Origin of the sequence: Massilia orientalis, from assembly GCF_030411975.2 — a bacterium.
GTDB lineage: Bacteria > Pseudomonadota > Gammaproteobacteria > Burkholderiales > Burkholderiaceae_D > Telluria > Telluria orientalis.
Map to the genome: position 1 here is coordinate 345,176 of NZ_JASNRB020000007.1, position 25,511 is coordinate 370,686.

General features: G+C 64.1%; 30 protein-coding genes. 22 read left to right on the forward strand and 8 right to left on the reverse strand.

All coding sequences use genetic code 11. The features are described from left to right. Nucleotides 1–53 precede the first annotated feature (53 nt). From purN to QPK29_RS13760, 5 genes are all read left to right on the forward strand, one after another. Nucleotides 54–665, forward strand: a complete 612-nt coding sequence (gene purN / locus QPK29_RS13740) for a phosphoribosylglycinamide formyltransferase (protein WP_056136065.1) — start codon at nucleotides 54–56, stop codon at nucleotides 663–665. Between the two features lie 18 nt (nucleotides 666–683). Continuing rightward, nucleotides 684–1,985 carry an RsmB/NOP family class I SAM-dependent RNA methyltransferase gene (locus QPK29_RS13745; RefSeq protein WP_371769165.1) on the forward strand — a complete coding sequence of 434 codons (1,302 nt, stop codon included), beginning with the start codon at nucleotides 684–686 and terminating at the stop codon, nucleotides 1,983–1,985. A gap of 9 nt (nucleotides 1,986–1,994) precedes the next feature. Further along, on the forward strand, nucleotides 1,995–3,341 hold the full coding sequence (locus QPK29_RS13750; RefSeq protein ID WP_371769166.1) for a mechanosensitive ion channel family protein: 1,347 nt from the start codon (nucleotides 1,995–1,997) through the stop codon (nucleotides 3,339–3,341). 151 nt (nucleotides 3,342–3,492) lie between these two features. Beyond that, a complete protein-coding gene (locus QPK29_RS13755) occupies nucleotides 3,493–4,704 on the forward strand; it encodes a DesA family fatty acid desaturase (RefSeq protein WP_056136074.1) in 1,212 nt (403 codons plus the stop codon). 191 nt (nucleotides 4,705–4,895) lie between these two features. Beyond that, complete coding sequence (locus QPK29_RS13760) at nucleotides 4,896–5,132, forward strand: hypothetical protein (protein WP_082577219.1); 237 nt, start codon at nucleotides 4,896–4,898, stop codon at nucleotides 5,130–5,132. 12 nt (nucleotides 5,133–5,144) lie between these two features. Here the strand turns inward: QPK29_RS13760 and QPK29_RS13765 are convergent, their stop codons facing one another. The 6 genes from QPK29_RS13765 to radC all read right to left on the reverse strand — a co-directional run bounded on the left by QPK29_RS13765 (nucleotide 5,145) and on the right by radC (nucleotide 8,615). Next, nucleotides 5,145–5,423, reverse strand: a complete 279-nt coding sequence (locus QPK29_RS13765; RefSeq protein WP_056136080.1) for a hypothetical protein — start codon at nucleotides 5,421–5,423, stop codon at nucleotides 5,145–5,147. 142 nt (nucleotides 5,424–5,565) lie between these two features. Continuing rightward, nucleotides 5,566–6,675 carry a hypothetical protein gene (locus QPK29_RS13770; protein ID WP_160409127.1) on the reverse strand — a complete coding sequence of 370 codons (1,110 nt, stop codon included), beginning with the start codon at nucleotides 6,673–6,675 and terminating at the stop codon, nucleotides 5,566–5,568. A gap of 135 nt (nucleotides 6,676–6,810) precedes the next feature. Beyond that, nucleotides 6,811–6,978, reverse strand: a complete 168-nt coding sequence (rpmG, locus tag QPK29_RS13775; protein ID WP_029755886.1) for a 50S ribosomal protein L33 — start codon at nucleotides 6,976–6,978, stop codon at nucleotides 6,811–6,813. A gap of 13 nt (nucleotides 6,979–6,991) precedes the next feature. Beyond that, nucleotides 6,992–7,228 (reverse strand): 50S ribosomal protein L28, encoded by a 237-nt coding sequence (gene rpmB / locus QPK29_RS13780; protein ID WP_025511730.1) that lies wholly within the window; start codon nucleotides 7,226–7,228, stop codon nucleotides 6,992–6,994. A gap of 158 nt (nucleotides 7,229–7,386) precedes the next feature. Continuing rightward, nucleotides 7,387–7,926: an NADPH-dependent FMN reductase gene (locus QPK29_RS13785; RefSeq protein ID WP_056136086.1), complete on the reverse strand. Its 540-nt coding sequence runs from the start codon at nucleotides 7,924–7,926 to the stop codon at nucleotides 7,387–7,389. A gap of 14 nt (nucleotides 7,927–7,940) precedes the next feature. After that, nucleotides 7,941–8,615, reverse strand: coding sequence for a RadC family protein (radC, locus tag QPK29_RS13790; protein WP_371769167.1), 675 nt, complete (start codon nucleotides 8,613–8,615; stop codon nucleotides 7,941–7,943). A gap of 186 nt (nucleotides 8,616–8,801) precedes the next feature. Here radC and QPK29_RS13795 point away from each other — a divergent pair, with 186 nt between their 5' ends. From QPK29_RS13795 to QPK29_RS13825, 7 genes are all read left to right on the forward strand, one after another. After that, on the forward strand, nucleotides 8,802–9,257 hold the full coding sequence (locus QPK29_RS13795; RefSeq protein WP_056136090.1) for an FKBP-type peptidyl-prolyl cis-trans isomerase: 456 nt from the start codon (nucleotides 8,802–8,804) through the stop codon (nucleotides 9,255–9,257). Between the two features lie 19 nt (nucleotides 9,258–9,276). Next, on the forward strand, nucleotides 9,277–10,221 hold the full coding sequence (gene ispH, locus QPK29_RS13800) for a 4-hydroxy-3-methylbut-2-enyl diphosphate reductase (RefSeq protein ID WP_056136093.1): 945 nt from the start codon (nucleotides 9,277–9,279) through the stop codon (nucleotides 10,219–10,221). 4 nt (nucleotides 10,222–10,225) lie between these two features. Further along, nucleotides 10,226–10,768 carry an adenine phosphoribosyltransferase gene (locus QPK29_RS13805; protein ID WP_371769168.1) on the forward strand — a complete coding sequence of 181 codons (543 nt, stop codon included), beginning with the start codon at nucleotides 10,226–10,228 and terminating at the stop codon, nucleotides 10,766–10,768. Nucleotides 10,769–10,876: 108 nt separating this feature from the next. Then, entirely contained in the window at nucleotides 10,877–11,806 is a 930-nt protein-coding gene (locus tag QPK29_RS13810) for a branched-chain amino acid ABC transporter permease (RefSeq protein ID WP_056136098.1), read from the forward strand. Nucleotides 11,807–11,817: 11 nt separating this feature from the next. Then, on the forward strand, nucleotides 11,818–13,023 hold the full coding sequence (locus QPK29_RS13815) for an ABC transporter permease subunit (protein ID WP_160409123.1): 1,206 nt from the start codon (nucleotides 11,818–11,820) through the stop codon (nucleotides 13,021–13,023). Continuing rightward, entirely contained in the window at nucleotides 13,020–13,787 is a 768-nt protein-coding gene (locus tag QPK29_RS13820) for an ABC transporter ATP-binding protein (RefSeq protein WP_056328415.1), read from the forward strand. The genes QPK29_RS13815 and QPK29_RS13820 overlap by 4 nt, the downstream gene beginning before the upstream one ends. Further along, nucleotides 13,784–14,521, forward strand: coding sequence for an ABC transporter ATP-binding protein (locus QPK29_RS13825; protein WP_160409121.1), 738 nt, complete (start codon nucleotides 13,784–13,786; stop codon nucleotides 14,519–14,521). The genes QPK29_RS13820 and QPK29_RS13825 overlap by 4 nt, the downstream gene beginning before the upstream one ends. Nucleotides 14,522–14,747: 226 nt before the next feature. On the opposite strand, the gene phaP is transcribed toward QPK29_RS13825, so the two are convergent. Then, entirely contained in the window at nucleotides 14,748–15,323 is a 576-nt protein-coding gene (gene phaP, locus QPK29_RS13830) for a TIGR01841 family phasin (RefSeq protein ID WP_025511745.1), read from the reverse strand. 323 nt (nucleotides 15,324–15,646) lie between these two features. Here phaP and QPK29_RS13835 point away from each other — a divergent pair, with 323 nt between their 5' ends. From QPK29_RS13835 to pbpG, 3 genes are all read left to right on the forward strand, one after another. After that, on the forward strand, nucleotides 15,647–16,507 hold the full coding sequence (locus QPK29_RS13835; protein ID WP_056136106.1) for a DMT family transporter: 861 nt from the start codon (nucleotides 15,647–15,649) through the stop codon (nucleotides 16,505–16,507). An 11-nt stretch (nucleotides 16,508–16,518) separates the two neighbouring features. Further along, nucleotides 16,519–17,214 (forward strand): nitroreductase, encoded by a 696-nt coding sequence (locus tag QPK29_RS13840; RefSeq protein WP_371767865.1) that lies wholly within the window; start codon nucleotides 16,519–16,521, stop codon nucleotides 17,212–17,214. A gap of 180 nt (nucleotides 17,215–17,394) precedes the next feature. Then, entirely contained in the window at nucleotides 17,395–18,531 is a 1,137-nt protein-coding gene (gene pbpG, locus QPK29_RS13845) for a D-alanyl-D-alanine endopeptidase (RefSeq protein ID WP_371769169.1), read from the forward strand. A 3-nt stretch (nucleotides 18,532–18,534) separates the two neighbouring features. Here the strand turns inward: pbpG and QPK29_RS13850 are convergent, their stop codons facing one another. Continuing rightward, nucleotides 18,535–19,323 (reverse strand): IclR family transcriptional regulator, encoded by a 789-nt coding sequence (locus QPK29_RS13850; RefSeq protein ID WP_056136110.1) that lies wholly within the window; start codon nucleotides 19,321–19,323, stop codon nucleotides 18,535–18,537. Nucleotides 19,324–19,449: 126 nt separating this feature from the next. Here QPK29_RS13850 and QPK29_RS13855 point away from each other — a divergent pair, with 126 nt between their 5' ends. From QPK29_RS13855 to QPK29_RS13885, 7 genes are all read left to right on the forward strand, one after another. Further along, nucleotides 19,450–19,836, forward strand: coding sequence for a diacylglycerol kinase (locus QPK29_RS13855; RefSeq protein ID WP_056136112.1), 387 nt, complete (start codon nucleotides 19,450–19,452; stop codon nucleotides 19,834–19,836). 27 nt (nucleotides 19,837–19,863) lie between these two features. After that, nucleotides 19,864–20,502 carry a peroxiredoxin gene (locus QPK29_RS13860; protein ID WP_056136114.1) on the forward strand — a complete coding sequence of 213 codons (639 nt, stop codon included), beginning with the start codon at nucleotides 19,864–19,866 and terminating at the stop codon, nucleotides 20,500–20,502. A 95-nt stretch (nucleotides 20,503–20,597) separates the two neighbouring features. Continuing rightward, on the forward strand, nucleotides 20,598–21,371 hold the full coding sequence (locus QPK29_RS13865; RefSeq protein ID WP_056136116.1) for a sulfite exporter TauE/SafE family protein: 774 nt from the start codon (nucleotides 20,598–20,600) through the stop codon (nucleotides 21,369–21,371). A 147-nt stretch (nucleotides 21,372–21,518) separates the two neighbouring features. After that, a complete protein-coding gene (cysT, locus tag QPK29_RS13870; RefSeq protein WP_056136118.1) occupies nucleotides 21,519–22,361 on the forward strand; it encodes a sulfate ABC transporter permease subunit CysT in 843 nt (280 codons plus the stop codon). Nucleotide 22,362: 1 nt separating this feature from the next. Continuing rightward, the gene (gene cysW, locus QPK29_RS13875) at nucleotides 22,363–23,277 is read left to right on the forward strand and encodes a sulfate ABC transporter permease subunit CysW (RefSeq protein WP_056136120.1); all 915 of its coding nucleotides are present in this window, start codon (nucleotides 22,363–22,365) and stop codon (nucleotides 23,275–23,277) included. A gap of 4 nt (nucleotides 23,278–23,281) precedes the next feature. Continuing rightward, nucleotides 23,282–24,355, forward strand: coding sequence for a sulfate/molybdate ABC transporter ATP-binding protein (locus QPK29_RS13880; protein WP_056136122.1), 1,074 nt, complete (start codon nucleotides 23,282–23,284; stop codon nucleotides 24,353–24,355). Continuing rightward, a complete protein-coding gene (locus QPK29_RS13885) occupies nucleotides 24,352–25,284 on the forward strand; it encodes a CysB family HTH-type transcriptional regulator (RefSeq protein WP_056136123.1) in 933 nt (310 codons plus the stop codon). Before QPK29_RS13880 ends, QPK29_RS13885 begins: the two co-directional genes overlap by 4 nt. The last annotated feature ends 227 nt before the right edge of the window (nucleotides 25,285–25,511 follow it).

Consider the following 25,511-nt stretch of genomic DNA (forward strand, 5'->3'; position numbering starts at 1 on the left):
CCGTCATTTCCTTCCTTGGGTCCGCCCATCGGCTCGGGTTACAATGCGCGCTTATGAAAAATATCGTGATCCTTATTTCTGGCCGCGGCAGCAACATGGAAGCCATCGTGCGCGCGCAGCAGGCCGAAGCCTGGCCGGCCCGTATCGCCGCCGTGATCAGCAATAAGCCGGACGCCAAGGGCCTTGCATTTGCAGCGTCCCACGGCATTCCGACCGCCGTCGTCCCCAACAAGGAATTCCCGACCCGCGAAGCGTTCGACGCCGCCCTGCAGGAAACGATCGACCGGTTCAATCCGGATCTCGTCGTGCTGGCCGGCTTCATGCGCATCCTGACGGCGCCGTTCGTCGAGCACTACGCGGGCCGCATGCTGAACATCCACCCGTCGCTGCTGCCGCTGTTCCCCGGACTGCACACGCACCGGCAGGCGCTGGACGCGGGCGTGGCGGAACACGGCGCGACCGTGCATTTCGTCACCGCCGAGCTGGACCACGGTCCGGCCGTGATCCAGGCGCGCATCCCCGTGCTGCCGGGCGATACGGAAGACAGCCTGGCCGAACGCCTGCTGGCCGAGGAACACGTCATCTATCCGAAAGCGGTGCGCCTGTTCATCGAAGACAGGCTCAGCATCGAAAACGGCGAGGTCCGGATCGCCGTGACCCCCTGAATCCACCAAGGAACACCCATGAGATTGCCACCCGCGATACTCGGCAATGCTGAAGAGGTATTGCGCGAGATCCTGCGCTTTACTTCCCCTGCCGACGTCACCCTGTCGCGCTACTTCAAGGACCACCCCCGTCTCGGCGGACGCGAACGCGGCGCCATCGCCGAATGCGTCTATGCCGTCCTGCGTCAGAAATCGTTCTTCACCGATTTCGCCGGTACCGGCGCGTCGATGCGCCGCCTCACGGTGCTCGGCATGGCCGAAGCCATCGGCGCCGACTCGCTGGGCGGCCTGTCGGAAGACGAAACGGCCCTGCTGACGCGCATCAAGGAAATCGACCGTTCGCTGCTGCCGCCGAAGAAACTGGCGAACCTGCCCGACTGGCTGTACGACAAATTCGTCGCCCAATATGGCGAGGAAGAGACCCTGGCCCTGGCCGCCGTGCTGAATACGGCGGCGCCGCTGGACCTGCGCGTGAATTCGCTGAAGGCGGACCGCGACAAGGTCATCGCCGAACTGGCGACCGCCCCGATCGCCGCCGAGCCGACGCCGTACTCGGCGCTGGGCTTGCGCATCTGGAAGAAGCCGGCGCTGCAGAACCTGCCTCTGTTCAAGGAGGGCGCGATCGAAGTCCAGGACGAGGGCAGCCAGGTGCTGGCCCAGCTGCTGGGCGCGCGCCGCGGCGAGATGGTCGTCGACTTTTGCGCCGGTGCCGGCGGCAAGACGCTGGCCATCGGCGCGATCATGCGCAGCACAGGCCGCCTGTATGCCTTCGACGTGTCGGAAAAGCGCCTGACCAAGCTGAAGCCGCGCCTGGCGCGCAGCGGGCTGTCGAACGTGCATCCGGTCGTCATCGCGCACGAACGTGACGCGAAAGTGAAGCGTTTGGCCGGCAAGATCGACCGCGTCCTCGTCGATGCGCCATGCTCCGGCATGGGTACGCTGCGCCGCAATCCGGACGTGAAATGGCGTCAGCAGCCGGAAGGTATCGCGGAGTTGACGGAAAAACAGGCTTCGATCCTGGACGGCGCTGCGCGCCTCGTGAAATTCGGCGGCCGCCTCGTCTATGCGACGTGCAGCCTGCTGGACGAAGAAAACGAGGGCATCGTGCAGGGCTTCCTCGCCTCGCACCCGGACTTCGAACTGGTGCCGATGCACAAGGTCCTGGCCGAGCAGCGCATCCCGCTGGAGATGGGCGATTACCTCAAGATGCTGCCGCACAAGCACGGCACGGACGGCTTCTTTGCCGCCGTGCTGGAGCGCAAGGCCGCGCCCGTCAAGGCGGTTGCCGACGAGTCCGACGAAGACGCTGTTGCGGAGTAATCGGAGCCGATGCCCCTGACCAACCTGACCAACCTGATCGATGACCTGCTCGATGACCTGAGCCGCCCCGGCATGCCGTGGCAGCTCGGGTCGATCGTCGCTTCGATCCTGTTCGGCTGGCTCAGCGCGCAACTGGTCCGCGTGTGGTGGCGCCGCCGCCGCGGCGAGGACGGCAGCCTGCTGCACACGGGCGTGGAAAGTTTTACGCGCGTCGTGGCGCCGCTGCTCGTCGTCGGGTTGTTGTACCTGGCGCAGGTGGTGCTGACCAAAACCCACTTCCACACGAACATCGTCAAGGTGGCGATCCCCGTGTTCTGGTCGCTGGCCGCCATCCGCCTCGTGTTCTACCTGCTGCGCCGCGTGTTCGCGCGCCGCGGACAGCTGGGGCAGACGCTCGTCACGTTCGAAAAGATCTTCGCGCTCGTCGCATGGCTCGCGGTGGCGTTGTACATCACGGGCCTGTGGCCGGATATCTTCGATTTCCTAGACAGCTACAAGATCCAGTTCGGTCCGAAGAAATCCAACAGCGTCACCCTGGCCGACATCGCGCAGGCCGTCGCGTCCGTCGTCGTGATGCTGATGCTGGCCCTGTGGGCCGGCGCCGCGCTGGAAGAGCGGCTGATGGGCGTGCACGCGCTGCATAGCTCGCTGCGGGTGGCGCTGGCGCGCCTGGGCCGCGCGCTGATGATCGTCGGCGCCGTGCTGCTGAGCCTGAATCTGGTCGGCATCGACCTCACGGTGCTGTCCGTGTTCGGCGGCGCCCTGGGCGTCGGCCTCGGTCTCGGCATGCAGCGGATTGCCAGCAACTACGTGTCCGGCTTCATCATCCTGCTCGAACGGAGCCTGTCCATCGGCGACATGATCACGGTCAGCACGTTCACAGGAAAGGTCACCCAGATCAACACGCGCTACACCGTGTTGCAGGGCCTGGACGGCGTCGAGACCGTGTTGCCGAACGAGTTACTCATTTCCGGCCCGGTGCAGAACCAGTCGCTGACGACGCGCAGGGTGCGTGCATCGACAAAGATCACGGTCGCGTACGGTTCCGACCTGGAGCAGGTGATGCCGTTGCTGGTGGCGCAGGCCGTCGGCACGCCGCGCGTGCTGGAAGATCCGGCGCCCGGCATTTCGCTGTCGCGCTTCGGTCCCGACGGCTATGAGCTCGACCTGGGTTTCTGGATCGCCGATCCGGAGAATGGGCAGGGCGGTGTCGTTTCGGAAATCAATAAAAAGGTGTATGCGCTGGTGCAGTCCGGTACCGTCAAACTGGGCTTTCCATCTGTTGATACCCGCCTCCTCGACTCCCATATAGCATCGGTTGTGGCGCGGATCACGCAGCCGGCGCAGAATTCTTAGCCGGGAGCGCGTCGATTGCGTCACGGCGTGCCGTGCGGCACCGGTTACGCGTAAAATGCATCTTTGCGTCACGCATTAGAGCGTGACACTCTTGCCATCATGACTGTTCCATAGAAAGAACGGCATTCTTCTCATCCTTAGTGGAGTATCGATGAATTTTCTCAGCAACATCCTGCACGCCGTGCTGTCCTTCCTGGATGGCGGTCTGTTCGACCTGTCGGTCTGGCAGATGGTCGTGTACACGCTGGTCGTCACGCACATCACGATCGCCGGCGTGACGATTTACCTGCACCGCCACCAGGCGCACCGCGCGCTGGACCTCCATCCGATCGTGAGCCACTTCTTCCGCTTCTGGCTGTGGTTGACCACGGGCCAGGTGACCAAGGAATGGGCTGCGGTGCACCGCAAGCACCACGCCAAGTGCGAGACGGTCGACGACCCGCATAGCCCGGTGACGCGCGGCATCAAGGAAGTGTTGCTGCGTGGCGCGGAGCTGTATCGTGCCGAAACGAAGAACCAGGAAACGCTGGACAAGTACGGCCACGGCTGCCCGAACGACTGGATCGAGAACAACCTGTACACGAAGTACAGCTGGCTGGGCGTATCGATGCTGCTGCCGCTGAGCGTCGCGCTGTTCGGCGTTGCCGGCATCACGATCTGGGCCGTGCAGATGCTGTGGATCCCGATCACGGCGGCCGGCATCATCAACGGCATCGGCCACTACTGGGGCTACCGCAACTACGACTGCAACGATGCGGCCCGGAACATCATGCCGTGGGGCATCATCATCGGCGGTGAAGAGCTGCACAACAACCACCATACGTTCGCCACGTCGGCGAAGCTGTCGAGCAAGTGGTACGAGTTCGACATCGGCTGGGCGTACATCCGCATGATGGAAATGGTGGGCCTGGCCAAGGTCAAGAAGACCATTCCGAAGCCGAGACTGCAAAAGAACAAGCTGGAAGCCGACTTCGACACGCTGCAGGCCGTCATCGCCAACCGCTACGACGTGATGGCGAAATATGCCAAGTCCGTCAAATACGCGTTCCGCGAAGAAGTGGAACACCTGAAGCAAAAGGCCGAGCTGGAATCCCGCTTCCTGAAGAGCTCGCGCAAGCTGATGCAGCGCGAGCCGGCCAAGCTGCAGGCGCCGCAACAGGCCCAGCTGGTCGAACTGTTCCAGCACAGCAAAGCCCTGGAAACGATGCACCAGATGCGCGTGGAACTGGGCGCGATCTGGGAACGCTCGCACTCGACCCGCGACCAGCTGCTGCACCAGCTGCAGGACTGGTGCACCCGCGCCGAAGCGTCGGGCATCAAGGCGCTGCAAGAGTTTTCGATGCGCCTGCGCAGCTATGCGTAAGCAGACATGACATGGCCGGCATGGCCGGCCCATGACAGACACCCCTCATGCAGGGGTGTTTTCTTTTCCGGGGCCTGATCGGCGGCGGTGCCTGAAATGGCTGGTGCATCGAACAGCGCGCGCGTATGATCGCCGAGAGGGAGGGTATCGGCGTCAATCGGGCGTGTCCTGCCAAGCCCGGAGAACCTGTCATGATAGAACGTCAACGCCGTTCAGACGAAGCGACCGCAAACGCCGTCGCGCGCGGCCTCAATATCCTTTATGTCCGTAACGCGGACCTCGCCCAACGCTACATGGAACACAAACACGTTCCGCTCCAGGTTATCCACCGGGTGCTGACCCGCCCTGACTTGCGCCGCCGGCTCAGCCCGGAGCAATCGATTTCGGAAGCCATCACGCCTTCGCCGCCGGACGAGTCCGGGCGATAGGCGGCGCCCGCACTAGGTGGCGTCCCGTCCAGACTCGGGCGACAGGAGCTCGGCGTCGGCGCCTTCCTGCGCGGTGGCATGTTCGGCCCGCATGCTGTCGTCGATCGACTGGCGCTCCTCGGCGGCCAGCTCGGGCGGATCCAGCATGTCCGCCAGCATGGCGGCGAGTTCAGGCGTGTCCCACGGGATGCCGCTGCGTTCCTTGATGTGGATATAGTGCCGGATTTCGCTGTCCTGCTCGGATGTGAGCGGCAATCCGCGAAAGGTATTGGAAGGTCTGGATTCTTTCATGATGCTCTCGATTCATATCCCGTTTCCGGTCCTGGCCTGAGGGCGCTCTATGCGCGTCATCGAGATGGCATGGGGCGGTGCTGGTGCTATTCGACTCTACGCGCATCCGTCACGGGCGGGCGCACGGCAGTTCGTCGGACGCTCAGCGGCAGAACGCTACCGATGGATAGCCGCAAGCGATCATCGTGCCGACGTCCGGATTTGCCAGGTAATCCAGGTGCGCCGTCACCGGGTTTTCGATCAAGCCCAGCCACGTGCTGTCGTTTGACACGAGCACGTCCGCCACGGCCACGTCCGGCGCCGTGTAGCGGGCGGCCAGCAGGCGGTAGGACAGCAAATCGTTTGGATCGGTGAACGCGACGACGGCCAGGCGCTGCAGGGTGTCCGCGCGGCGGTTGGGCTGGCGCCGGCGCAGGTCCAGGAAGCGCTGCAAGGCGTCTTGCGTGGCGATCGCCCGCTGTGCCGCCGCCGACTGCTCGGCCAGGCCCAGGATGGGCAACTGGTTGCCGGCCATGAACAGCAGTCCCAGCCGGCGCGCTGCCTGCTGGCCCAGCGCCCGCGTCTGCGGTTGCCACGATTCCAGCATGGCGCTCAGGGCGTCGAACAGCATCTTGCTGCCCAGGCTCTCCGCGACGACGACGAGCGGCGCCTCGCTGTCGGGATCCTGCTCGAGCACCTGCGCGATCGTCCGCACCATCGCATCGCGGATCGCGACGTGGCTTTCGCCCTGGTAGATGACGGCGTCGGACAGGCAATCGTTCAGCAGGTTGTCCTTGACGTAGCCGTTCAGCGACGCGCGCTTCGGCTTGCATGCCCCGGCCGCGGTGCAATCCGTCGGCGTGCCGGTCATGTCGACGTCGAGCTGGTGTTTGAGCCCGGCCGTCAGCGGCGACCACACGAGGGCGTGGAAGCGGACCGTGCCGCCGGCGAGCCTGCGCGTGCGCTCGACGACTTCCACGCGCGGCGCAGCCGCGGTGCTGGCAAGTGTCGGCGCGTGTGCTTCGACGATGCCCGTGATGCGGTCGATCTGGCGCTCGGCCCAGGCCGTATCGTGGGTGCACATGCCATGGACGAGGAGCACGTCGACGGGGCGCGTGCCGGCTTCCGCGACGCTGCTGGCAATGCCGGGAAAGGTCGCGCTGCCATGCACGACGGCGGGAGGGCGGTAGGGCGTGGAGCAGGCGGCGAGGCCGGCAAGGGCGGCCAGGGCAGGCAGGAGCGACAGTCGGGTAGGCCACAGGTTGTGCCACATAAGTCGATTCTCCAGCGAAGGTGGACGATCGACTATAACGACGCGGGAGAGTGGATCAAATGACCCCAATCAATGGCACAGAAAAACAAAAAAGCCGCACACGGTGAAGTGGGCGGCTTTTTTGAAAGAACCAGATTACTTGATCTTGGTTTCTTTGTAGACCACGTGCTTGCGAGCTTTCGGGTCGAATTTGGTGATTTCCATCTTCGCCGGCATCGTGCGCTTGTTCTTGGTCGTGGTGTAGAAGTGACCGGTACCTGCGGTCGATTCCAGTTTGATCTTGTCGCGGCCAGTTTTTGCCATGATGACTCCCTAATTAGATTTTCTCGCCGCGGGCGCGCATATCGGCCAGCACAGCGTCGATGCCGAGCTTGTCGATGACGCGCAGGCCGGCGTTCGAAATACGCAGGGAGACCCAGCGGTTTTCGGATTCTACGAAGATGCGGCGGTTCTGCAGGTTCGGCAGAAAACGACGCTTGGTTTTGTTGTTGGCGTGGGAGACGTTGTTGCCAACCATCGGACCCTTGCCAGTAACTTGGCAAACACGTGCCATAGCGCACTCCTTGAATAAACTTCCACAATCGGAAAAACGAGAGTATAGCTTGAAAACCGTCGAGTAATCAACAACTTGCGGAAAAAAATTGTTAATAAATGAATCGATGAGATTTAACAATCGTGAATTCTCGCAATGTTTGCTTCGTAAGGGCTTGTTTACACACTGTTATTCGCGCGTCCGATATGCGCAACGAGCGCCCGCAGGGCGGCCGTAATCGGCGCCGCGAAGCGTGGTTCCGACGCGATCCGGTCCGGCTCGACGCGGGAGCCGATGACGGGGATGCGCAGGCAGGCGTCGAGGACGAGGTCGGCCGACATCGTGCGCAGCGTCTCTTTCAGCGCCTCGTCCGCGTGGAACGACTGATACGACGGATTCAGCACGGCGACCGGCTTTCCCGCGAACGGCGCGTGGTTCACGACCCAGTCCAGCGTGTTCTTGATGGTGCCCGTGACGCCGTGCGCGTATTCGGGACTGGCGATGAGGAGGGCGTCGGCGGCCGTGATCGCCTCCTGCAGGGCCAGCACGCCGGCAGGGATCTCGGTGCGCTCGGGACTGAACAGCGGGAAATCCAGGTGGTGTTCGAAGAGGTGGATGGCGACACCGTCGGGCGCGAGGTCGCGGCAGGCGCGCAGCAGGCCGGCGCTCATCGAGCGGGCGCGCTGGCTGCCGCAGAGGGCGAGGAGTTGGAGGGACATCGGCGCATATTAGCTCAGATCTGTCCATGCTCCGCGAAGGAATGCACGAGCGGTCCGGCCACGATGAAATGGTCGAGCACGCGGATGTCCACGAGACTGAGCGCCTTGACCAGGGCGCCCGTCAGGCGCAGGTCGGCCTCGCTCGGCTCCGGCATGCCGGACGGGTGGTTGTGCGCGAGGATCACGCTGGCCGCGTTGTAGTCCAGCGCCTCGATGACGACTTCGCGCGGATACACGCTCGTCTGGGTGAGCGTGCCGCGGAACAGTTCGCGGTCGGCGATCAGGCGGTTCTTGACGTCCAGGAACAGGACGACGAACGATTCGTGGCGCTGGCCGCCCAGCTTCATGCGCAGGTAGCGCTTGACGAGGTCGGGCGAGCCGAACGCCTCGCCAGCCTGCAATTGTTCGGCGATGGCGCGGCGGGCCAGTTCCATCACGGCCTGCAACTGCGCATATTTCGCCATGCCCAGGCCGTGCACCTCGGTACAATCGTCCAGCGTCGCGCCGAACAGGCCGTGCAGCGAGCCGAAGTGTTGCAGGATGTCGCGGCCCAACTCGACCGCGCTCTTGCCGCGCACGCCCACGCGCAGCAGCAGCGCCAGCAGTTCCGGATCCGACAACGCCTGCGCCCCCTCGCGCACGAGCCGTTCGCGCGGCCGGGTCTGCTCCGGCCAGTCTTCGATTCCCATCCGACCCTCCATGCAAGATCGTGCATTATTCGCGCGACGGGAAGAGGATGGTTTGGGCCTGCGCAAGCCCGTCATCGTAACGTTTTTGCAAGTGCAACAGATCGACGACAGAAATCACGACGGCTGAGGCGGGACGGGCACAGGTGGCTTACAATAGCGGTTTGCACGTCAACCGAACACGCAACAATGTCCTCCACTAACGCTCCCGTCGTCACCGAATCGTCGTACCTGACCCTCCATTACCGTCTTGCCACCGCCGACGGCAAGGACATCGTCACGACCTTCGGCAGCACCCCGGCCACCCTGCTGCTGGGCCAGGGCCAGCTCGCCCCGTTCCTGGAGCAGCGCCTGCTCGGCCTGGCCGAAGGCACGCACACGACGTTCGACCTGACCGCCGCTGAAGGATTCGGCGAGCGCAATCCCGACCTGATCCAGGTCGTGACGAAAAAGACCCTGGACGAGAACTCGGAACCGGATGCCGATTACCAGGTCGGCGACCTCGTCGACTTCCGCGCGCCGGGCGGCGGCCGCTTTGCCGGCGTGCTGCGCGAGATGCGCGCCGACGACGCCGTGTTCGACTTCAACCACCCGCTGGCCGGCCAGCCGCTGAAGTTCGAAGTCCAGCTGATTTCCGTACTCTGACCACAGCCATCACCGAACCATGGACAACGAGATCCTGTTAGCCCAGCCGCGCGGCTTTTGCGCCGGCGTCGACCGTGCGATCGAGATCGTCGAGCGTGCCCTGCAGCAGTTCGGCGCGCCCATCTATGTGCGCCACGAAATCGTTCACAACGCCTACGTCGTCAACGACCTGCGCAACAAGGGCGCCATCTTCATCGAAGACCTGGACGACGTCCCGGCCGGCAACACGCTCGTGTTTTCCGCGCACGGCGTGTCGAAGGCCGTGCGCGAGGAAGCCGAATCGCGCGGCCTGAAGGTCTATGACGCCACCTGCCCCCTGGTCACCAAGGTGCACGTGGAAGTGGCCAAGATGCGCAAGCAGGGCGCCGAAATCGTCATGATCGGCCACGCCGGCCACCCGGAAGTCGAGGGCACGATGGGCCAGGCGGAGGAGGGCATGCACCTCGTCGAGACGGTCGACGACGTGGCGAAACTGAACGTCGGCAATCCCGACCTGCTGGCCTATGTGTCGCAGACGACCTTGTCCGTCGACGACACCGCGGAGATCATCGCCGCGCTGAAGGCCCGTTTCCCGAACATCGTGGAGCCGAAGAAGGGCGACATCTGCTACGCGACGACGAACCGCCAGGAAGCCGTGAAATTCATGGCGCCGCAGGTGGAAGTCGTGATCGTCGTCGGCAGCCCGAACAGCTCCAATTCGAACCGCCTGCGCGAAGTGGCGGAAAAGAAGGGCACGCCGGCCTACATGGTCGACAACGCCGCCGGCATCGATCCGGCCTGGATCGCCGGCAGGAAGCGCATCGGCGTCACGGCCGGCGCGTCGGCCCCGGAAGTGCTCGTGCAAGCCGTCATCGAGCGCCTGAAAGACCTGGGTGCCGCCAGCGTGCGCGCGCTCGAGGGCGTCGAAGAGAACGTCACGTTCCCGCTGCCCAAGGGCCTGGATGGCGGCAAGGCCGCGGCCTGATCCAATGAACGTATTCGACCTGCGCCCGCGCTCGCCCTCCGGTTTCGACACCGTTCCGCTGGAATTCTTCCAGGATTACCCGGAACCGGGCGTCAACTTCATCGACGTGGGCTGCGTCTTCGACAACCCGACCCACTGGCAGCTCGCCATCGACGCGCTGACCGAACGCACGGCCCACCTCGACGTCGACTTCCTCCTCGCGATGGACGCGCGCGGCTTCATGCTCGCGGGCGCGCTCGCGTACCAGCGCGGCATCGGCTTCGCCATGGCGCGCAAGCCGGGCAAGCTGCCGGGCGCCGCGATCGGCATCGATTACCGCCGCGAGTACGGCAGCGCCACGATCGAGATCCAGCCGGAGCGCATCAAGGGCCAGCGCGTGCTGATCGTCGACGACGTGCTGGCGACCGGCGGCACGATCGAGGCGGCCGCCACGCTGCTGCGCCGCATCGGCAAGGACGTGGTCGGCGCCGCCGCCCTGTTCGACGTCGCGTTTTTCAAGGACAAGCGCAACCTGACCATGCCGGTGGTGACCCTGCGCGACGTGTAAATCCCGGCAACGCATCTGTTATGATGACGCTCGGAATTATGTTGCTTGGCTAGCGGCACTCGTACCACGGGTGCCGTTTTTGTTAGTTCGAAAGGAAACCACACAAGCATGGAAACTTTTGTCCAACAGATCCTGAACGGGCTGGTGCTGGGCAGCATGTATGCGCTCGTCGCACTTGGCTACACGATGGTCTACGGCGTGCTCAACCTGATCAACTTCGCCCACGGCGACGTGCTGATGATCGGCGCCATGGTCGGCCTGTCGATCCTGAAATTGCTGGACGGCGTCTTCCCCGGCCTGCCCGGCGGCGTGCAGCTCGCCATCGCCATCGTCGGCGCCATCCCCGTCACGATGCTCGTGAACGTCCTCATCGAACGCATCGCCTACCGCCGCCTGCGCAACGCGCCGCGCCTGGCCCCGCTGATCACCGCGATCGGCGTATCGATCCTGCTGCAGACGTTCGCCATGATGATCTGGGGCCGCAGCCCGCTGCCGTTCCCGCAACTGTTGTCGTCCGACCCGGTCAATGTCGGCGGCGCCGTGATCTCGCACACGCAGATCCTGCTGCTCGTGCTGGCCGCCGCCGCGATGGTCGGCCTCGTGTTCCTCGTCGAGAAGACCCGCATGGGCCGCGCGATGCGCGCCGTCGCCGAGAATCCGCGCGTGGCCGGGTTGATGGGCGTGGACTCCAACCGCGTCATCGTCGCCACGTTTGCCATCGGCGCCGCGCTGGCCGCCGTCGCCGGCGTGATGTGGGGCGCGAATTACGCATCGATCCAGTTCGCGATGGGCACCGTGCCGGGCATGAAGGCGTTCTCGGCGGCCGTGCTGGGTGGTATCGGCAATATCTACGGCGCCATGATCGGCGGGATCGTCCTCGGCATCATCGAGAGCCTCGGTGCCGGCTACATCGGCGACCTGACCGGCGGGTTCCTCGGCAGCCATTACCAGGACATCTTCGCGTTCATCGTGCTGATCCTCGTGCTGACCGTGCGTCCGTCCGGGATCATGGGCGAGCGCGTGGCCGACCGCGCGTAAGGAGATCGCCCATGTCTCTCCTGACTTTTGACACCGCCAACAAGCCGCGGCAATCGTACGCCAGCATGGCCGTGCTGTTGGCCGTGATGCTCATCTTCCCGTTCGTCGCCGCGCAGTTCGGCAACTCGTGGGTGCGCATCCTCGACATGGCGCTGCTGTACATCATGCTGGCGCTGGGCCTGAACATCGTCGTGGGCTTCGCCGGCCTGCTCGACCTCGGCTATATCGCGTTCTTCGCCGTCGGCGCGTACCTGACGGGCCTGCTCGCATCGCCGCAGTTCGCCGCGCTGCTGGAATCCATCGTGAACTACCACCCCGAACTGCAGGATGCCATCGTGCGCACCTTCGGCGAGGACGTGCGCACCAACGGTATCCATTTGTCCGTCTGGTTCGTCGTGCCGCTGGCCGGGTTGACGGCCGCGCTGTTCGGCGCGCTGCTCGGCGCCCCGACGCTGAAGCTGCGCGGCGACTACCTCGCCATCGTCACGCTGGGCTTCGGCGAGATCATCCGGATCTTCATGAACAACCTGAACGATCCGATCAATTTCACCAACGGCCCGCAAGGCATCAACCTGATCGATCCGATCCGGATCTTCGGCGTGTCGCTGGCCGGCGAGGCGGGCTCGCGCGCGACGGTGTACATCGGCGGCTTCGGCATCCCGTCCGTCAACGCCTATTACTTCCTGTTCCTGCTGCTGTGCATCGTGACGATCTTCATGACGAGCCGGTTGCAGCATTCGCGCCTGGGCCGCGCCTGGGTCGCGATCCGCGAAGACGAGATCGCCGCGAAGGCGATGGGCATCAACACCCGCAACGTCAAATTGCTCGCGTTCTCGATGGGCGCGTCGTTCGGCGGCGTGGCGGGCGCCATGTTCGCGGCATTCCAGGGTTTTGTCTCTCCGGAATCGTTCTCGCTGACGGAATCCATCGCCGTGCTGGCGATGGTCGTGTTGGGCGGCATCGGCCACATCCCCGGCGTCGTGCTGGGCGGCGTGCTGCTGGCCGCGTTGCCGGAAGTGTTGCGCCATGTCGTCGAGCCGGCGCAGCAGGCGCTGTTCGGCAAGGTCGTCATCGAGGCCGAGGTGCTGCGCCAGCTGCTGTATGGCCTGGCCATGGTCTTGATCATGCTGAACCGTCCGGCGGGCCTGTGGCCGTCGCCGGTCAAGGAAGACCGCCCCAATGCGGCCATCGCCAAAGAGGAAGAGAGCGAGGCATGAGCAACATCCTGCTGAATATCTCCGGCGTCAATAAACGCTTCGGCGGCCTGCAGGCCCTGACGGATGTCGGCATCAAGATCATGAAAGGCCAGATCTATGGCCTGATCGGCCCGAACGGCGCCGGCAAGACGACGTTCTTCAACGTGATCACGGGCCTGTATCAACCGGACACGGGCACGTTCGAGCTGGACGGCAAGCCGTATTCGCCATCGGCGCCGCATGCCGTCGCCAAGGCGGGCATCGCGCGCACGTTCCAGAACATCCGCCTGTTTGGTGAAATGTCCGCGCTGGAAAACGTGATGGTGGGACGCCACGTGCGCACGCACCAGGGCGTGTTCGGCGCCATCTTCCGTCACGGCGCCGCGCGCCGGGAGGAGGCCGCGATCCGCGGCCGCGCGCAGGAGTTGCTGGACTTCGTCGGCATCGGGCAATTTTCCCAGCGCACGGCGCGCTTCCTGTCGTACGGCGACCAGCGCCGCCTGGAAATCGCCCGCGCGCTGGCGACGGAACCGAAGCTGCTCGCGCTGGACGAACCCGCGGCCGGCATGAATGCGACGGAAAAGGTCGCGCTGCGCGAGCTGCTGGTCAAGATCCAGGGCGCCGGCATCACGATCCTGCTGATCGAACACGACGTGAAACTCATGATGGGGCTGTGCGATCGCATCTCGGTGCTGGAGTACGGCAAGCTGATCGCGGAAGGGCTGCCGGCCGAGATCCAGAAGAACCAGGCCGTCATCGAGGCCTATCTCGGAGGTGCCGCTTGAAGCCCGATAACGTTCTGAAAATTTCGGGCCTGAAGGTGGCGTATGGCGGCATCAAGGCCGTCAAGGGCATCGACCTGGAGGTCGACCGTGGCGAACTCGTCACGCTGATCGGCGCCAACGGCGCGGGCAAGACGACCACGCTGAAAGCCATCACGGGCACGCTCCCGCCGTGCAAGGTGGAAGGCACGATCGCCTATCTCGGCCAGGCGCTGAACGCGACGCAGCACGCCACCAAGTCGTTCAAGCTCGTCGAGCAGAAGCTCGCGATGGTGCCGGAAGGCCGCGGCGTGTTCACGCGCATGACCATCCACGAAAACCTGCTGATGGGCGCGTACACGCGCAACGACAAGGCGGCGATCGAGACCGACATCGAGAAGTGGTACACCGTGTTCCCGCGCCTGAAGGAGCGGTCCACCCAGCTGGCCGGCACGCTGTCCGGCGGCGAGCAGCAGATGCTGGCGATGGCGCGCGCGCTGATGTGCCATCCCACGCTGCTGTTGCTGGACGAGCCGTCGATGGGTCTTGCGCCGATCATGGTCGAGAAGATCTTCGAGGTGATCCGCGACGTGTCGAAGCAGGGCATCACCGTCCTGCTCGTGGAACAGAACGCGAAGCTGGCGCTGCAGGCGGCGAACCGCGCTTATGTGATGGAGTCCGGTGCGATCACGATGACGGGGAATGCGCAGGACATGCTGCACGATCCGCGCGTGCAGGCGGCGTACTTAGGGGAATAAACGGACGTCGTTCCCGGCATTGCCGGAAACGACTCCCCGCGCAGGCGGGGACCCAATTTTGCTCGCGCTATCGAGAAGCTAACAAACTTAGGTTCCCGCCAAGGCGGACGGCCAGTCCGGGAACGACGAGTAGGCGCCAACAAAACAAACGGCCCGGAACCGCTTGCGCGGTCCGGGCCGTTCGGCTTCCTGGGAGGAGGAAGCAGCGCTGTGTGATTGTTACAGCTTAGGCAGCAGCAGCCGAGTTGGCGGCAGCGCCAGCCTTGCGGGTGGCTTGCGTGAACTGCGACACGGCGGCGTTCAGGTTCGATTCGATCGCCTCGACAGCCTGCTTGGTCGTCTTGGTGAACTGCTCGTAGCCGGCGTTGGCGTTGCTGATGGCGGTTTTCAGGGCCGAGACATAGGTCTCCGAACCGGCCGGGGCGTTCTTGGTCACTTCGTCGACCAGCGAGATCACCTTGCGGTTGACTTCGGCGAATTGGCTTTCAGCGGCTTTCGAGAATTCGGCGCCGGTGTCGGCGGCGATCGATGCCACCTGGCGGCTGTAGGCCAGGGCTTTTTCAGCAGCCGGTTGGGCTTGCGAAGCCGACACGGCGAAGAATTCCTGGGCATCCTTGACAGCCAGCAGCTGACGCGTGGTTGCCGACGAGTCTTCGAGGGCGGCCTTGACGGTGTTGATGTTCAGGTCCACCAGCTTTTCCACGCCTTCGAAAGTCTTGGAGGTCAGGGCCGAAAACAGGGCGAACTGGGATTCGAGGTTGGCTTTGGTCGCGTTCGAAAACTGCTCAGGGAATGCAAACATATGGTTCTCCAGTAATGGATCGTTATGAACTTTTGCTTTTCAGGTGTCTTGGGACACCTGCATGGACCAGTGAAGCGGTGAAACAGGGAAAAACTCGGGACTGCTGGTAAAGCGCGTTGATTGTGCGCCGCAACATGAAGCCATTTTTCCCGGTTTTTGATTATGCGTCAAGCACTTTTGATGCGTCGCACAATTCAACCGCACTCTCTTGCGTAAGATCAATGGATACAAACGTTTGCGCCATTTTTGTTTGCGCCGTTACAACACTTTAGTGCTTTGCAGCAAGCGCAAACGGGTAAGGTCAGCCATGTTAGACTTGCCGAATGATCATTCGACCGATGCCGCTGTTTTTCGTTGTTCTCTGGAGCACCGGTTTCATCGCCGCGAAATACGGCTTGCCGTATGCGCCGCCGATGTCCTTCCTCATCCTGCGCTGCCTGGGCGCCGTCCTGATCCTGTTGCCCGTCGTGCTGTTGACGGGTGCCGCCTGGCCGCGCGGGCGCATTCGCCACGTGGCATTCGCCGGGCTGTTGCTGCAGGCAGGTTACCTGGGCGGTGTGTGGGGCGCGATCAAGCTTGGCATGCCGGCCGGGCTGTCCGCGCTGATCGTGGGCATGCAGCCGATCCTGACGGCCATCGCCGCGCCATTGATCGGCGAAAAGGTCCGGCCGCGCCAATGGCTGGGGCTGGGACTCGGGCTGTGCGGCGTCGGCCTCGTCGTGGCCGCGAAGATCCACCTGAACGGACTGGCCCCTGGCGCGATCGCGCTGTGCGTGCTGGCGCTGCTGTCGATCACGGCGGGGACGATGTACCAGAAGCGTTTCTGTCCGACATTCGACCTGCGTACCGGCACGGTGATCCAGTACGCGACGTCCGCGCTCGCGCTGCTGCCGTTCGCGGTGCTGCTGGAAGACTTCGGCCCGCACATGGAAAACATCCAGTGGACGCCGCAATTCCTGGGGGCGCTGCTGTGGGCGATCCTGGCGCTGTCGATCGGCGCCATCTTCCTGCTGTTCCGCCTCATCAGCCGCAACGACGCGACCCGCGTGACGAGTCTGCTGTACCTGACGCCGCCCACCACCGCCCTGATGGCCTGGCTGATGTTCGGCGAGAAGCTCGGCATGCTCGGCCTGGCCGGGATGGTCGTCGCGGTGCTGGGCGTCGCATTCGTCGTCAAAAAATAGAAGGAGGCAGCATGATCAGCAACGAACAACAACGCGCGGTGGACGCCGCCATCACCTCGCGGCGTTCGATCCGCGCGTACCTGGAGACGCCGGTCGCGCGCGAGGATATCGAAGCCATCCTGGAAGTGGCGGCGCGGGCGCCGTCCGGCACGAACACGCAGCCGTGGAAAGTCCACGTGCTGACGGGCGCCGCGAAGGCGCGTCTCTCCGACCGCATCCTGGCCGCCTACGCGGACCCGGCGCAGAACCGGGAACACGTCGAGGAGTACGCGTACTACCCGCGCGAGTGGGTGTCGCCGTTCGTCGACCGGCGCCGCAAGGTCGGCTGGGATTTATATGCGCTGCTGGGCCTCACGCGCGACAACAAGACCGGCATGGCGGCCCAGCACGGTCGCAACTACCGCTTCTTCGACGCGCCCGTCGGCATGATCTTCACCATCGACCGCGTCATGGAGCAGGGCTCCTGGCTCGACTACGGCATGTTCCTGCAGAACATCATGGTCGCCGCGCGCGGCCGCGGCCTCGACACGTGCCCGCAGGCCGCGTTCACGCAATTCCACCGCATCATTTCCGACGAGCTCGGTCTGCCCGAAAACGAGATGATCGTGTGCGGCATGGCGCTCGGATTTGCCGACCTCGACAAGGTGGAAAATACGTTGGTCACGGAACGCGAACCGGTGTCGTCGTTCGCCCGTTTCCTGGACTAGCACGCTATACTTGTCTTCGCAAGCTATTGAAAAACCAAGAGATTTCTACAACGCATCTCGTTTTGCGTTGTAGAAAAAAATGGGCGTAGATGGTACAGTCGTCGGGTGCGCACTTGCGCTCCCTACGTCATCCGCTACACTGCATTTAGTGCTCTTCAGTTCGCGTTCAAGGATTTTCAGATGCTTAAGCTCGCGTTGGCAGCCGCCATTTCCATGATGTTCGTGCTCGAACCCGCCGCAGCCGCGACCAAGCACAAGGGGCATGCGGCCGCGACGAAGCGCGTCAAGGCCAAGCGCACCAACCTGGCCAAGGTCATCGCCGACGACAACCGCAAGCGCATGGTGCGCCGTATCGAGATGGTCCATGGCAAGCGCCGCGTCGTCTATCAGCGCGTCCGCCGCGCCGCGCCGGCCGTCGCCATGCTCAGCGCGGGCGATATCGCCGGCCTGAGCCGCACGCATGATCCGCTCGACCTGCGCTCGAACGTCGCGTACGTGCTGGACCAGCAGAGCTCGGAGGTCCTGTTCGAAAAGAATGCCGCCGTCGCGCTGCCGATCGCTTCCATCACCAAGCTGATGACGGGCCTGCTCGTCGTCGAGGCCCGGCAAGACCTGGAAGAAGTGCTGACGATTACCGAGGCCGACGTCGACCGTCACAAATTCACCAGCTCGCGCCTGCCCGTCGGCGCGCGCATGACGCGCGGTAACCTGCTGCATATCGCACTGATGAGCTCGGAGAACCGCGCCGCCGCCGCGCTGGGCCGCAATTATCCGGGCGGGATCAATGCCTTCGTCGACGCGATGAATGCGAAGGCGCGCGAACTCGGCATGAACGACACGCATTACGTGGATTCGAGCGGCCTGTCGAGCCAGAACATTTCCAGCGCACGCGACCTGGCCAAGCTTGTCAAAGTGGCGCACCAGGAGCCGCTGCTGCGCCAGTACACGACGGATCCGAACTACGTCGTCCAGGCGAGCGGCCGGGCGCTGCAGTACCACAACACCAACTACCTCGTCGCGTCGCCCGACTGGAATATCGGCCTGCAGAAGACGGGATTCATCAACGAAGCAGGGCGCTGCCTCGTGATGCAGGCCATGATCCAGGGCCGCAACGTGATCATGGTGTTCCTCGATTCGAAGGGCAAGCAGTCGCGCACGGCGGATGCGGGCCGCATGCGCCGCTGGCTCGAAGCGCTCAAGCCGGCCAGCCTGCCGGCCAGCATGTCGGGCACAGCGGCTGCGGGCGTGCCCGTCACCGTGTCGGCGGCGGTGCCGGCGTCGGTGTCGTCCGCAGCGACGGCGCCGGTCGTCCAGTAAGGGTCAGCTCGTCCCACCGACACGGTGGCCCAGGGTCGCGGAAATCTGCGCCGCCGTGTTCACCAGGTCTTCCAGCCAGTCGTCCTGCAGGCGGTCCGCCGGCGCCGAAATCGACAGGCCCGCGACCAGCTTGCCGCTGTCGTCGTGGATGCCGGCGGCCATGCAGCGCACGCCCAGTTCCAGTTCCTCGTTGTCGCGCGCATAGCCGCGGGCGCGCACGAGCGACAGTTCGCGCTCCAGGCGCGTCAGGTCCGTGATCGAATTCTTGTTGTGGCCCGCGAGGCCCGTGCGCGTGGCATACGCGCGGATCGCCTTCGGCTCGTCGATCGACAGGAACAGCTTGCCGGTCGACGTCAGGTGCAGCGGACCACGGCCGCCGATCGCGCGCACGACCTGCATGCCGGAACGCTCGGAGAAGGCGCGGTCGATGTAGACGATTTCGTCGCCCTGGCGCACCGACAGGTTGACCGTCTGCTTGGTCTTGTTGTGCAGCGCCCGCATCAGGTCGACGGCCGCTTCGCGCACGGACAGCCGGCTCTTGACCACATTGCCCAGTTCGAGCAGCCGCATGCCGAGGCGGTAGGTGCCCGGTTCCACGCGGTCGACGAAACGCGTCACGACCATGTCGTTCAGGATGCGGTGCGCCGTCGACGGGTGCAGGCCCGACACCTTCGACAACTCTTTCAGGCTCACGGGGTCGGGATAACTGGCCAGTACGTCGAGCAGCGCCACCATGCGCTCGATGACCTGGATGGAAGTCTTGGCCGGTTCAGGGGTTTCCAGTTTCGTCATGTGGTTGGTGCAGTGCGGTATATTTCTCTACTTTATACCATAATGTGAAAATATTAGGTAATGATGTTGCGTAGGGGCCGAGCTGTGTGGGCATAATGGCGTTTCTGTACAGATTGTCGAACATACATGGATCAACCGAGCAGCGAGTTCAAGAGTAAGGGCGGCCTGGGCCGTATTGCGGGCGCGTTCCGCTATTCGATGGAGGGCTTCCAGACCGCCTGGAAGAACGAGCACGCGTTCCGGCAAGAGGTGATGGTCGCGGTGCCGCTCACCGTCGTCGCGCTGCTGCTGAAGGTGTCGGCGTTCCAGAAGCTGGCGCTGATCGCCGTGCTCGGGCTCGTGCTGCTCGTGGAGCTGATCAATGCGGCCATCGAGGCCGTCGTCGACCGCGTGTCGCTGGAGCGCCATCCGCTGTCCAAGGCCGCCAAGGACCTGGGCAGCGCGGCGGTGGCGCTGGCGATCACGATGGCGGGCGCGACCTGGGCCGTCGTCCTGTACAACCGCTTTTTCTGACGTACCCTTCACACTAAGGAGAACAAGATGACTTTACGCCTGGGCGACACGGCTCCGGATTTCGAACAGGATTCCACCATCGGCCGCATCCGCTTCCACGAGTGGGCGGGCGATTCGTGGGTGGTGCTGTTCTCGCACCCGGCCGACTTCACGCCGGTGTGCACCACCGAGCTGGGCCTGACCGCGAAACTGAAGCCGGAATTCGACAAGCGCAACGTCAAGGCGATCGCGCTGTCCGTCGACCCGGCCGAGCAGCACAAGGCATGGATCAAGGATATCGAGGAAACCCAGCAGACCGTCGTCGGCTTCCCGATCATCGCCGATGCCGATAAATCCGTCTCGCAGCTGTACGACATGATCCACCCGAACCAGTCGGCCACCGCGACCGTGCGCTCGCTGTTCGTGATCGATCCGGCCAAGAAAATCCGCCTGACCATCACCTACCCGATGAGCACCGGCCGTAACTTCGACGAAGTGCTGCGCGTGATCGACGCCCTGCAGCTGACCGACGGCTACACCGTCGCGACGCCGGGCAACTGGAAGGATGGCGATGACGTGATCATCCCGCTGACCATTCAGGATCCCGAGCAGCTCAAGCAGAAATATCCGAAGGGTTTCAACGCGCCGAAGCCGTATCTGCGCCTGACCCCGCAGCCGAACAAGTAAGCCGGCACGTCACAGGCCGCATAAGCAAATAAGGAACGTGTTGTTTGTTTTGCGGCTGAGGACCATTACCCTTGGAGCCATTCTGGGGGTAAAGCATGTCCATTCAATACATTTTGTCGGGATTCGCCGTTGGCCTGCTGGTCGGCATGACCGGGGTCGGCGGCGGTTCGCTGATGACGCCGCTGTTGACGCTGCTGTTCGGCGTCACGCCGTCCGTCGCCGTCGGCACCGACCTCGCCTTCGCCTCGATCACCAAGACCGCCGGCACCGTCACCCACCGTTCGCGTGGGACCGTGCACTGGGACATCGTCGGCCGCCTGTGCCTCGGCGCGCTGCCGGCCGCGCTCGTCGCCACCCTGGCCCTGCAATATCTCGGTCCGCTCAATGCCTCCATCGGCAAGGTGATCCGTTATTCGATCGCCGTGTCCGTGCTGCTGACCGTCGTCGCGATCCTGTTCCGCGGCAAGATGCTTGCCTGGGTCAACGCCAAGCCGTCGCGCCAGCTGCAGGGCCGCGGCCTCGTCGCCGCCACGGTCGTGTCCGGCGCGGTGCTGGGCACGCTCGTGACGATCTCGTCGATCGGCGCCGGTGCGATCGGCGCCACCTTGCTCGTCATGCTGTACCCGCGCCTGACGCCGGCCGAGGTGGCCGGCACCGACATCGCCTATGCCGTGCCGCTGACCGCGATCGCCGCGTTCGGCCACTGGTGGCTGGGCTCGATCAACTGGACACTGTTGTCGGCGCTGCTGATCGGCTCGCTGCCCGGCATCACGATCGGCTCATGGGCGGCCCGGGCCGTGCCTGAGAAAGTGCTGAGAGGATTGCTGGCGATGACGCTGGCGGGAGTGGCGGTCAAGCTGCTCCACTGACGAGAAAGGCGCCGCGAGGCGCCTTTCCTGCTTTTTGGATTCGCTCATGCGGGAAACGTCTATGCAAATGAGGAATGCTTCGTTTGTAATATGTCTTTCCAATGAGATTATTTCGTTCCGTTAGAAGAAATTGTAATAAGGCGTAAGATGACCACTTTACTATCGCGAAACAGCGCCAACCGGGTGATTCCCGGCTTCGGGCTCTCGCTCGGGTTCACGATTTTCTATCTGGCGCTGCTGGTGCTGATCCCGCTGTCGGCCATCTTCCTGAAGACGTTCACGATGAGCTGGGATGCGTTCGTGAGCGCCGTCACGTCGCCGCGCGTGATGGCGTCGTACCGCCTCAGCTTCGGCGCCGCGCTGATCGGCGCTGCCATCAACGTCGTGTTCGGCGGCATCGTCGCGTGGGTGCTCGTGCGTTACCAGTTCCCCGGCAAGCGCTTCGTCGATGCGCTGGTCGACCTGCCGTTCGCGCTGCCGACCGCGGTCGCCGGCATCACCCTGACGGCGCTGTATTCGTCCAACGGCTGGATCGGCAAGCACCTGGAACCGCTCGGCATCAAGGTGGCGTTCACGCCGCTGGGCGTCGTCATCGCGCTGACCTTCATCGGCCTGCCGTTCGTCGTGCGCACGGTGCAGCCGGTGCTGGAAGACGCGGAGCGCGAACTGGAAGAAGCGGCCGCCAGCCTGGGCGCCAGCCCGTGGCAGACCTTTACCCGCGTGATCCTGCCGAGCGTCGTGCCGGCGTTGCTGACGGGCTTCGCCCTCGCGTTCGCCCGCGCCACCGGCGAATACGGTTCCGTCATCTTCATCGCCGGCAACATGCCGATGGTCTCGGAGATCACGCCGCTGTTCATCATCACCAAGCTGGAGCAGTACGACTACACGGGCGCCACGGCCATTGCCGTCGTGATGCTGCTCGTGTCGTTCCTCCTCCTGCTGGCCATCAACCTGCTGCAGGCCTGGGCGCGCAAGCGTGCGGGCAAATAATATGAGTGCCGTTCTCGACGATCACCTGAAAGACAAGACTGCCGCGGTGGCGAATGCGCCGCGCAAGGCCACCAATACGCTGGAGCCGGGCTGGGTGCGCTATGCGCTGATCGCCGTCGCGCTGATCTTCCTCACGCTGTTCCTGTTCGTCCCGCTCGTGGCCGTGTTCACCGAAGCCCTGAAGAAGGGCTGGGACGTGTACAAGGAATCCGTGCTCGACCCGGACGCGCTGTCCGCCATCAAGCTGACGTTCATCGCCGCCGGCATCGCCGTGCCGCTGAACCTCGTGTTCGGCGTGGCGGCCGCGTGGACGATCGCCAAGTTCGACTTCCCCGGCAAGAGCATCCTGCTGTCGCTGATCGACCTGCCGTTCTCGGTCTCGCCCGTGATCGCGGGCCTGATCTACGTGCTGCTGTTCGGCTCGCAGGGCTGGTTCGGCCCGTGGCTGATGGACCACGACATCAAGATCCTGTTCGCGGTGCCGGGCATCGTGCTGGCGACCATCTTCGTCACGTTCCCGTTCGTCGCCCGCGAACTGATCCCGCTGATGCAGGCGCAGGGCAGCGAAGAGGAAGAGGCTGCGCTCGTGTTGGGCGCGTCCGGCTGGAAGACGTTCTTCAAGGTCACGCTCCCGAACATCAAGTGGGGCCTGCTGTACGGCGTGATCCTGTGTAACGCCCGGGCGATGGGCGAGTTCGGCGCCGTGTCGGTCGTCTCCGGCCACATCCGCGGCGAGACGAACACGATGCCGCTGCAGGTAGAGATCCTCTACAACGAATACAACTTCACGGCCGCGTTCGCGATCGCGTCGCTGCTTGCACTGCTGGCCCTCGTGACCCTGGCGGTGAAAACCTTTATCGAATGGCGCATGCACCAGGCCCGGAAGGCCAGCGTGCAGGACCACACCACGGAGTAATACCATGACGATCGAAGTCCAACACATCCGCAAGCAGTTCGGCCAGTTCACGGCCCTGGACGACGTGTCGCTGAAGTTTGCCGACGGCGAGCTGACGGCGCTGCTGGGCCCGTCCGGCTGCGGCAAGACCACGCTGCTGCGCATCATCGCCGGCCTCGAATACCCCGATGCGGGCCGCGTGCTGCTCGACGGCGACGACGCCTCGAACCGCCACGTGCGCGAGCGCCAGGTCGGCTTCGTGTTCCAGCATTACGCGCTGTTCAAGCACATGACCGTGTTCGAGAACGTCGCCTTCGGCCTGCGCGTGAAACCGCGCAAGGAACGCCCGTCGGAAGCGGTGATCCGCGAGAAAGTGAAGAAGCTGCTGGAGCTCGTGCAGCTGGACTGGATCGCCGACCGCTATCCGCCGCAGTTGTCCGGCGGCCAGCGCCAGCGCATCGCCCTGGCGCGTGCCCTCGCGGTGGAACCCCGCGTGCTGCTGCTGGACGAACCGTTCGGCGCGCTCGATGCGAAAGTGCGCAAGGAACTGCGCCGCTGGCTGCGCCAGCTGCACGACGAGCTGCACGTGACGTCGATCTTCGTCACCCACGACCAGGAAGAAGCGCTCGAAGTGGCGGACCAGGTCGTCCTGATGAACAAGGGCCATATCGAGCAGCTGGGCACGCCGGGCGACGTGTACAACCATCCGGCGTCGCCGTTCGTCTACGGCTTCCTGGGCAACGTCAACCTGTTCCACGGCCGCGTGAACGACGGCGTGCTGGCCAGCGGCGACGCCACGTTCCACGCGCCGCAGTTCGCGGACGTCAAGAACGGCGAAGGCATCGCCTATGTCCGCCCGCATGACCTCGACGTCGAGCGCTATGTGGCGGGCGGGGAGGGTGTCGCGGTGAAATTGCGCCGCGCGCATGCGATCGGCCCGCTGGCCCAGCTGGACCTGGAGCGCGCCGACAACGCCCAGATCATCGAAGCCGTCATCCCGAACGAGCGTTATCGCGAACTGGGATTGCGCGACGGCGAGACGCTGCTGGTGAAACCCAGGCGCATGCACGTATTCGTCGATCAAGGAGAAGGCATTTGAATTTCCAACAGCTGCGTTCGGTGCGCGAAGCCGCGCGCCGTAATTTCAATTTGACCGATGTGGCCAACGCTTTATTCACGTCGCAGCCGGGCGTGTCGCGCCAGATCCGCGAACTGGAGGACGAGCTGGGCGTCGTCATCTTCGAGCGCAACGGCAAGCGATTGACCGGGCTTACGGATCCGGGCAAGGGCATCCTGAAGATCATCGAGCGCCTGCTCGTCGAGGCGGAGAACCTGCAGCAGGCCAGCAGCGAATACGCGGCGCAGGACAGCGGCACGCTCACGGTCGCCGTCACCCACACGCAGGCGCGCTATGCGCTGCCGCAGGTGGTGCAGGCGTTCCGCACGGCGTTCCCGGGCGTGCGCATCGCCCTGCAGCAGAGCGCGCCGGAACACATCGCGGAATGGGTGCTGTCGGGCCGTGCCGACATCGGCATCGCGACGGAAGGCCTGTCGACGTTCCCCGATCTCGTGTCGTTCCCGTGCTACCGCTGGAGCCACCTGGTCGTCGTGCCGGAAGGGCACCCGCTGCTGCAGCAGTCGCCCATCAAGCTGTCCGACCTGGCCGAGTTCCCGCTGATCACGTACGACGTGGGCTTCACGGGCCGCAGCCACATCGACGCGGCGTTCGCCGCCGCCGGCGTGAGTCCGGACATCATGCTGACGGCGATGGATTCGGACGTCATCAAGCAGTATGTGTCGCTGGGGATGGGGGTCGGTATCGTCGCCTCGATGGCATTCGACCACGGCCGCGACCGCGGACTGCGCGCGATCGAGTCGTCGCATTTGTTCGCGCCGAACGTGACGCGGCTGGCGGTGCGCCGCGGTGCCTACCTGCGTGCGTATGCGTATGACTTCATCGAGCGCTTCGCCCAGGGCTTTACCAAGTCGGATATCGAGAAGGCGTTGCATCCGGCTGTAGCGGATTAAAAACAGCCGCTATATAAAACAACGTCATTCCCGCGCAGGCGGGAATCCAGGCAGGGCCAGCATATCGACTCAGTATGTCCGGCTGTAGCGGATTAAAAAAGCCGCTATATAAAACAACGTCATTCCCGCGCAGGCGGGAATCCAGGCAGAGCCAGCATATCGACTCAGTATGTCCGGCTGTAGCGGATTAAAAAAGCCGCTATATAAAACAACGTCATTCCCGCGCA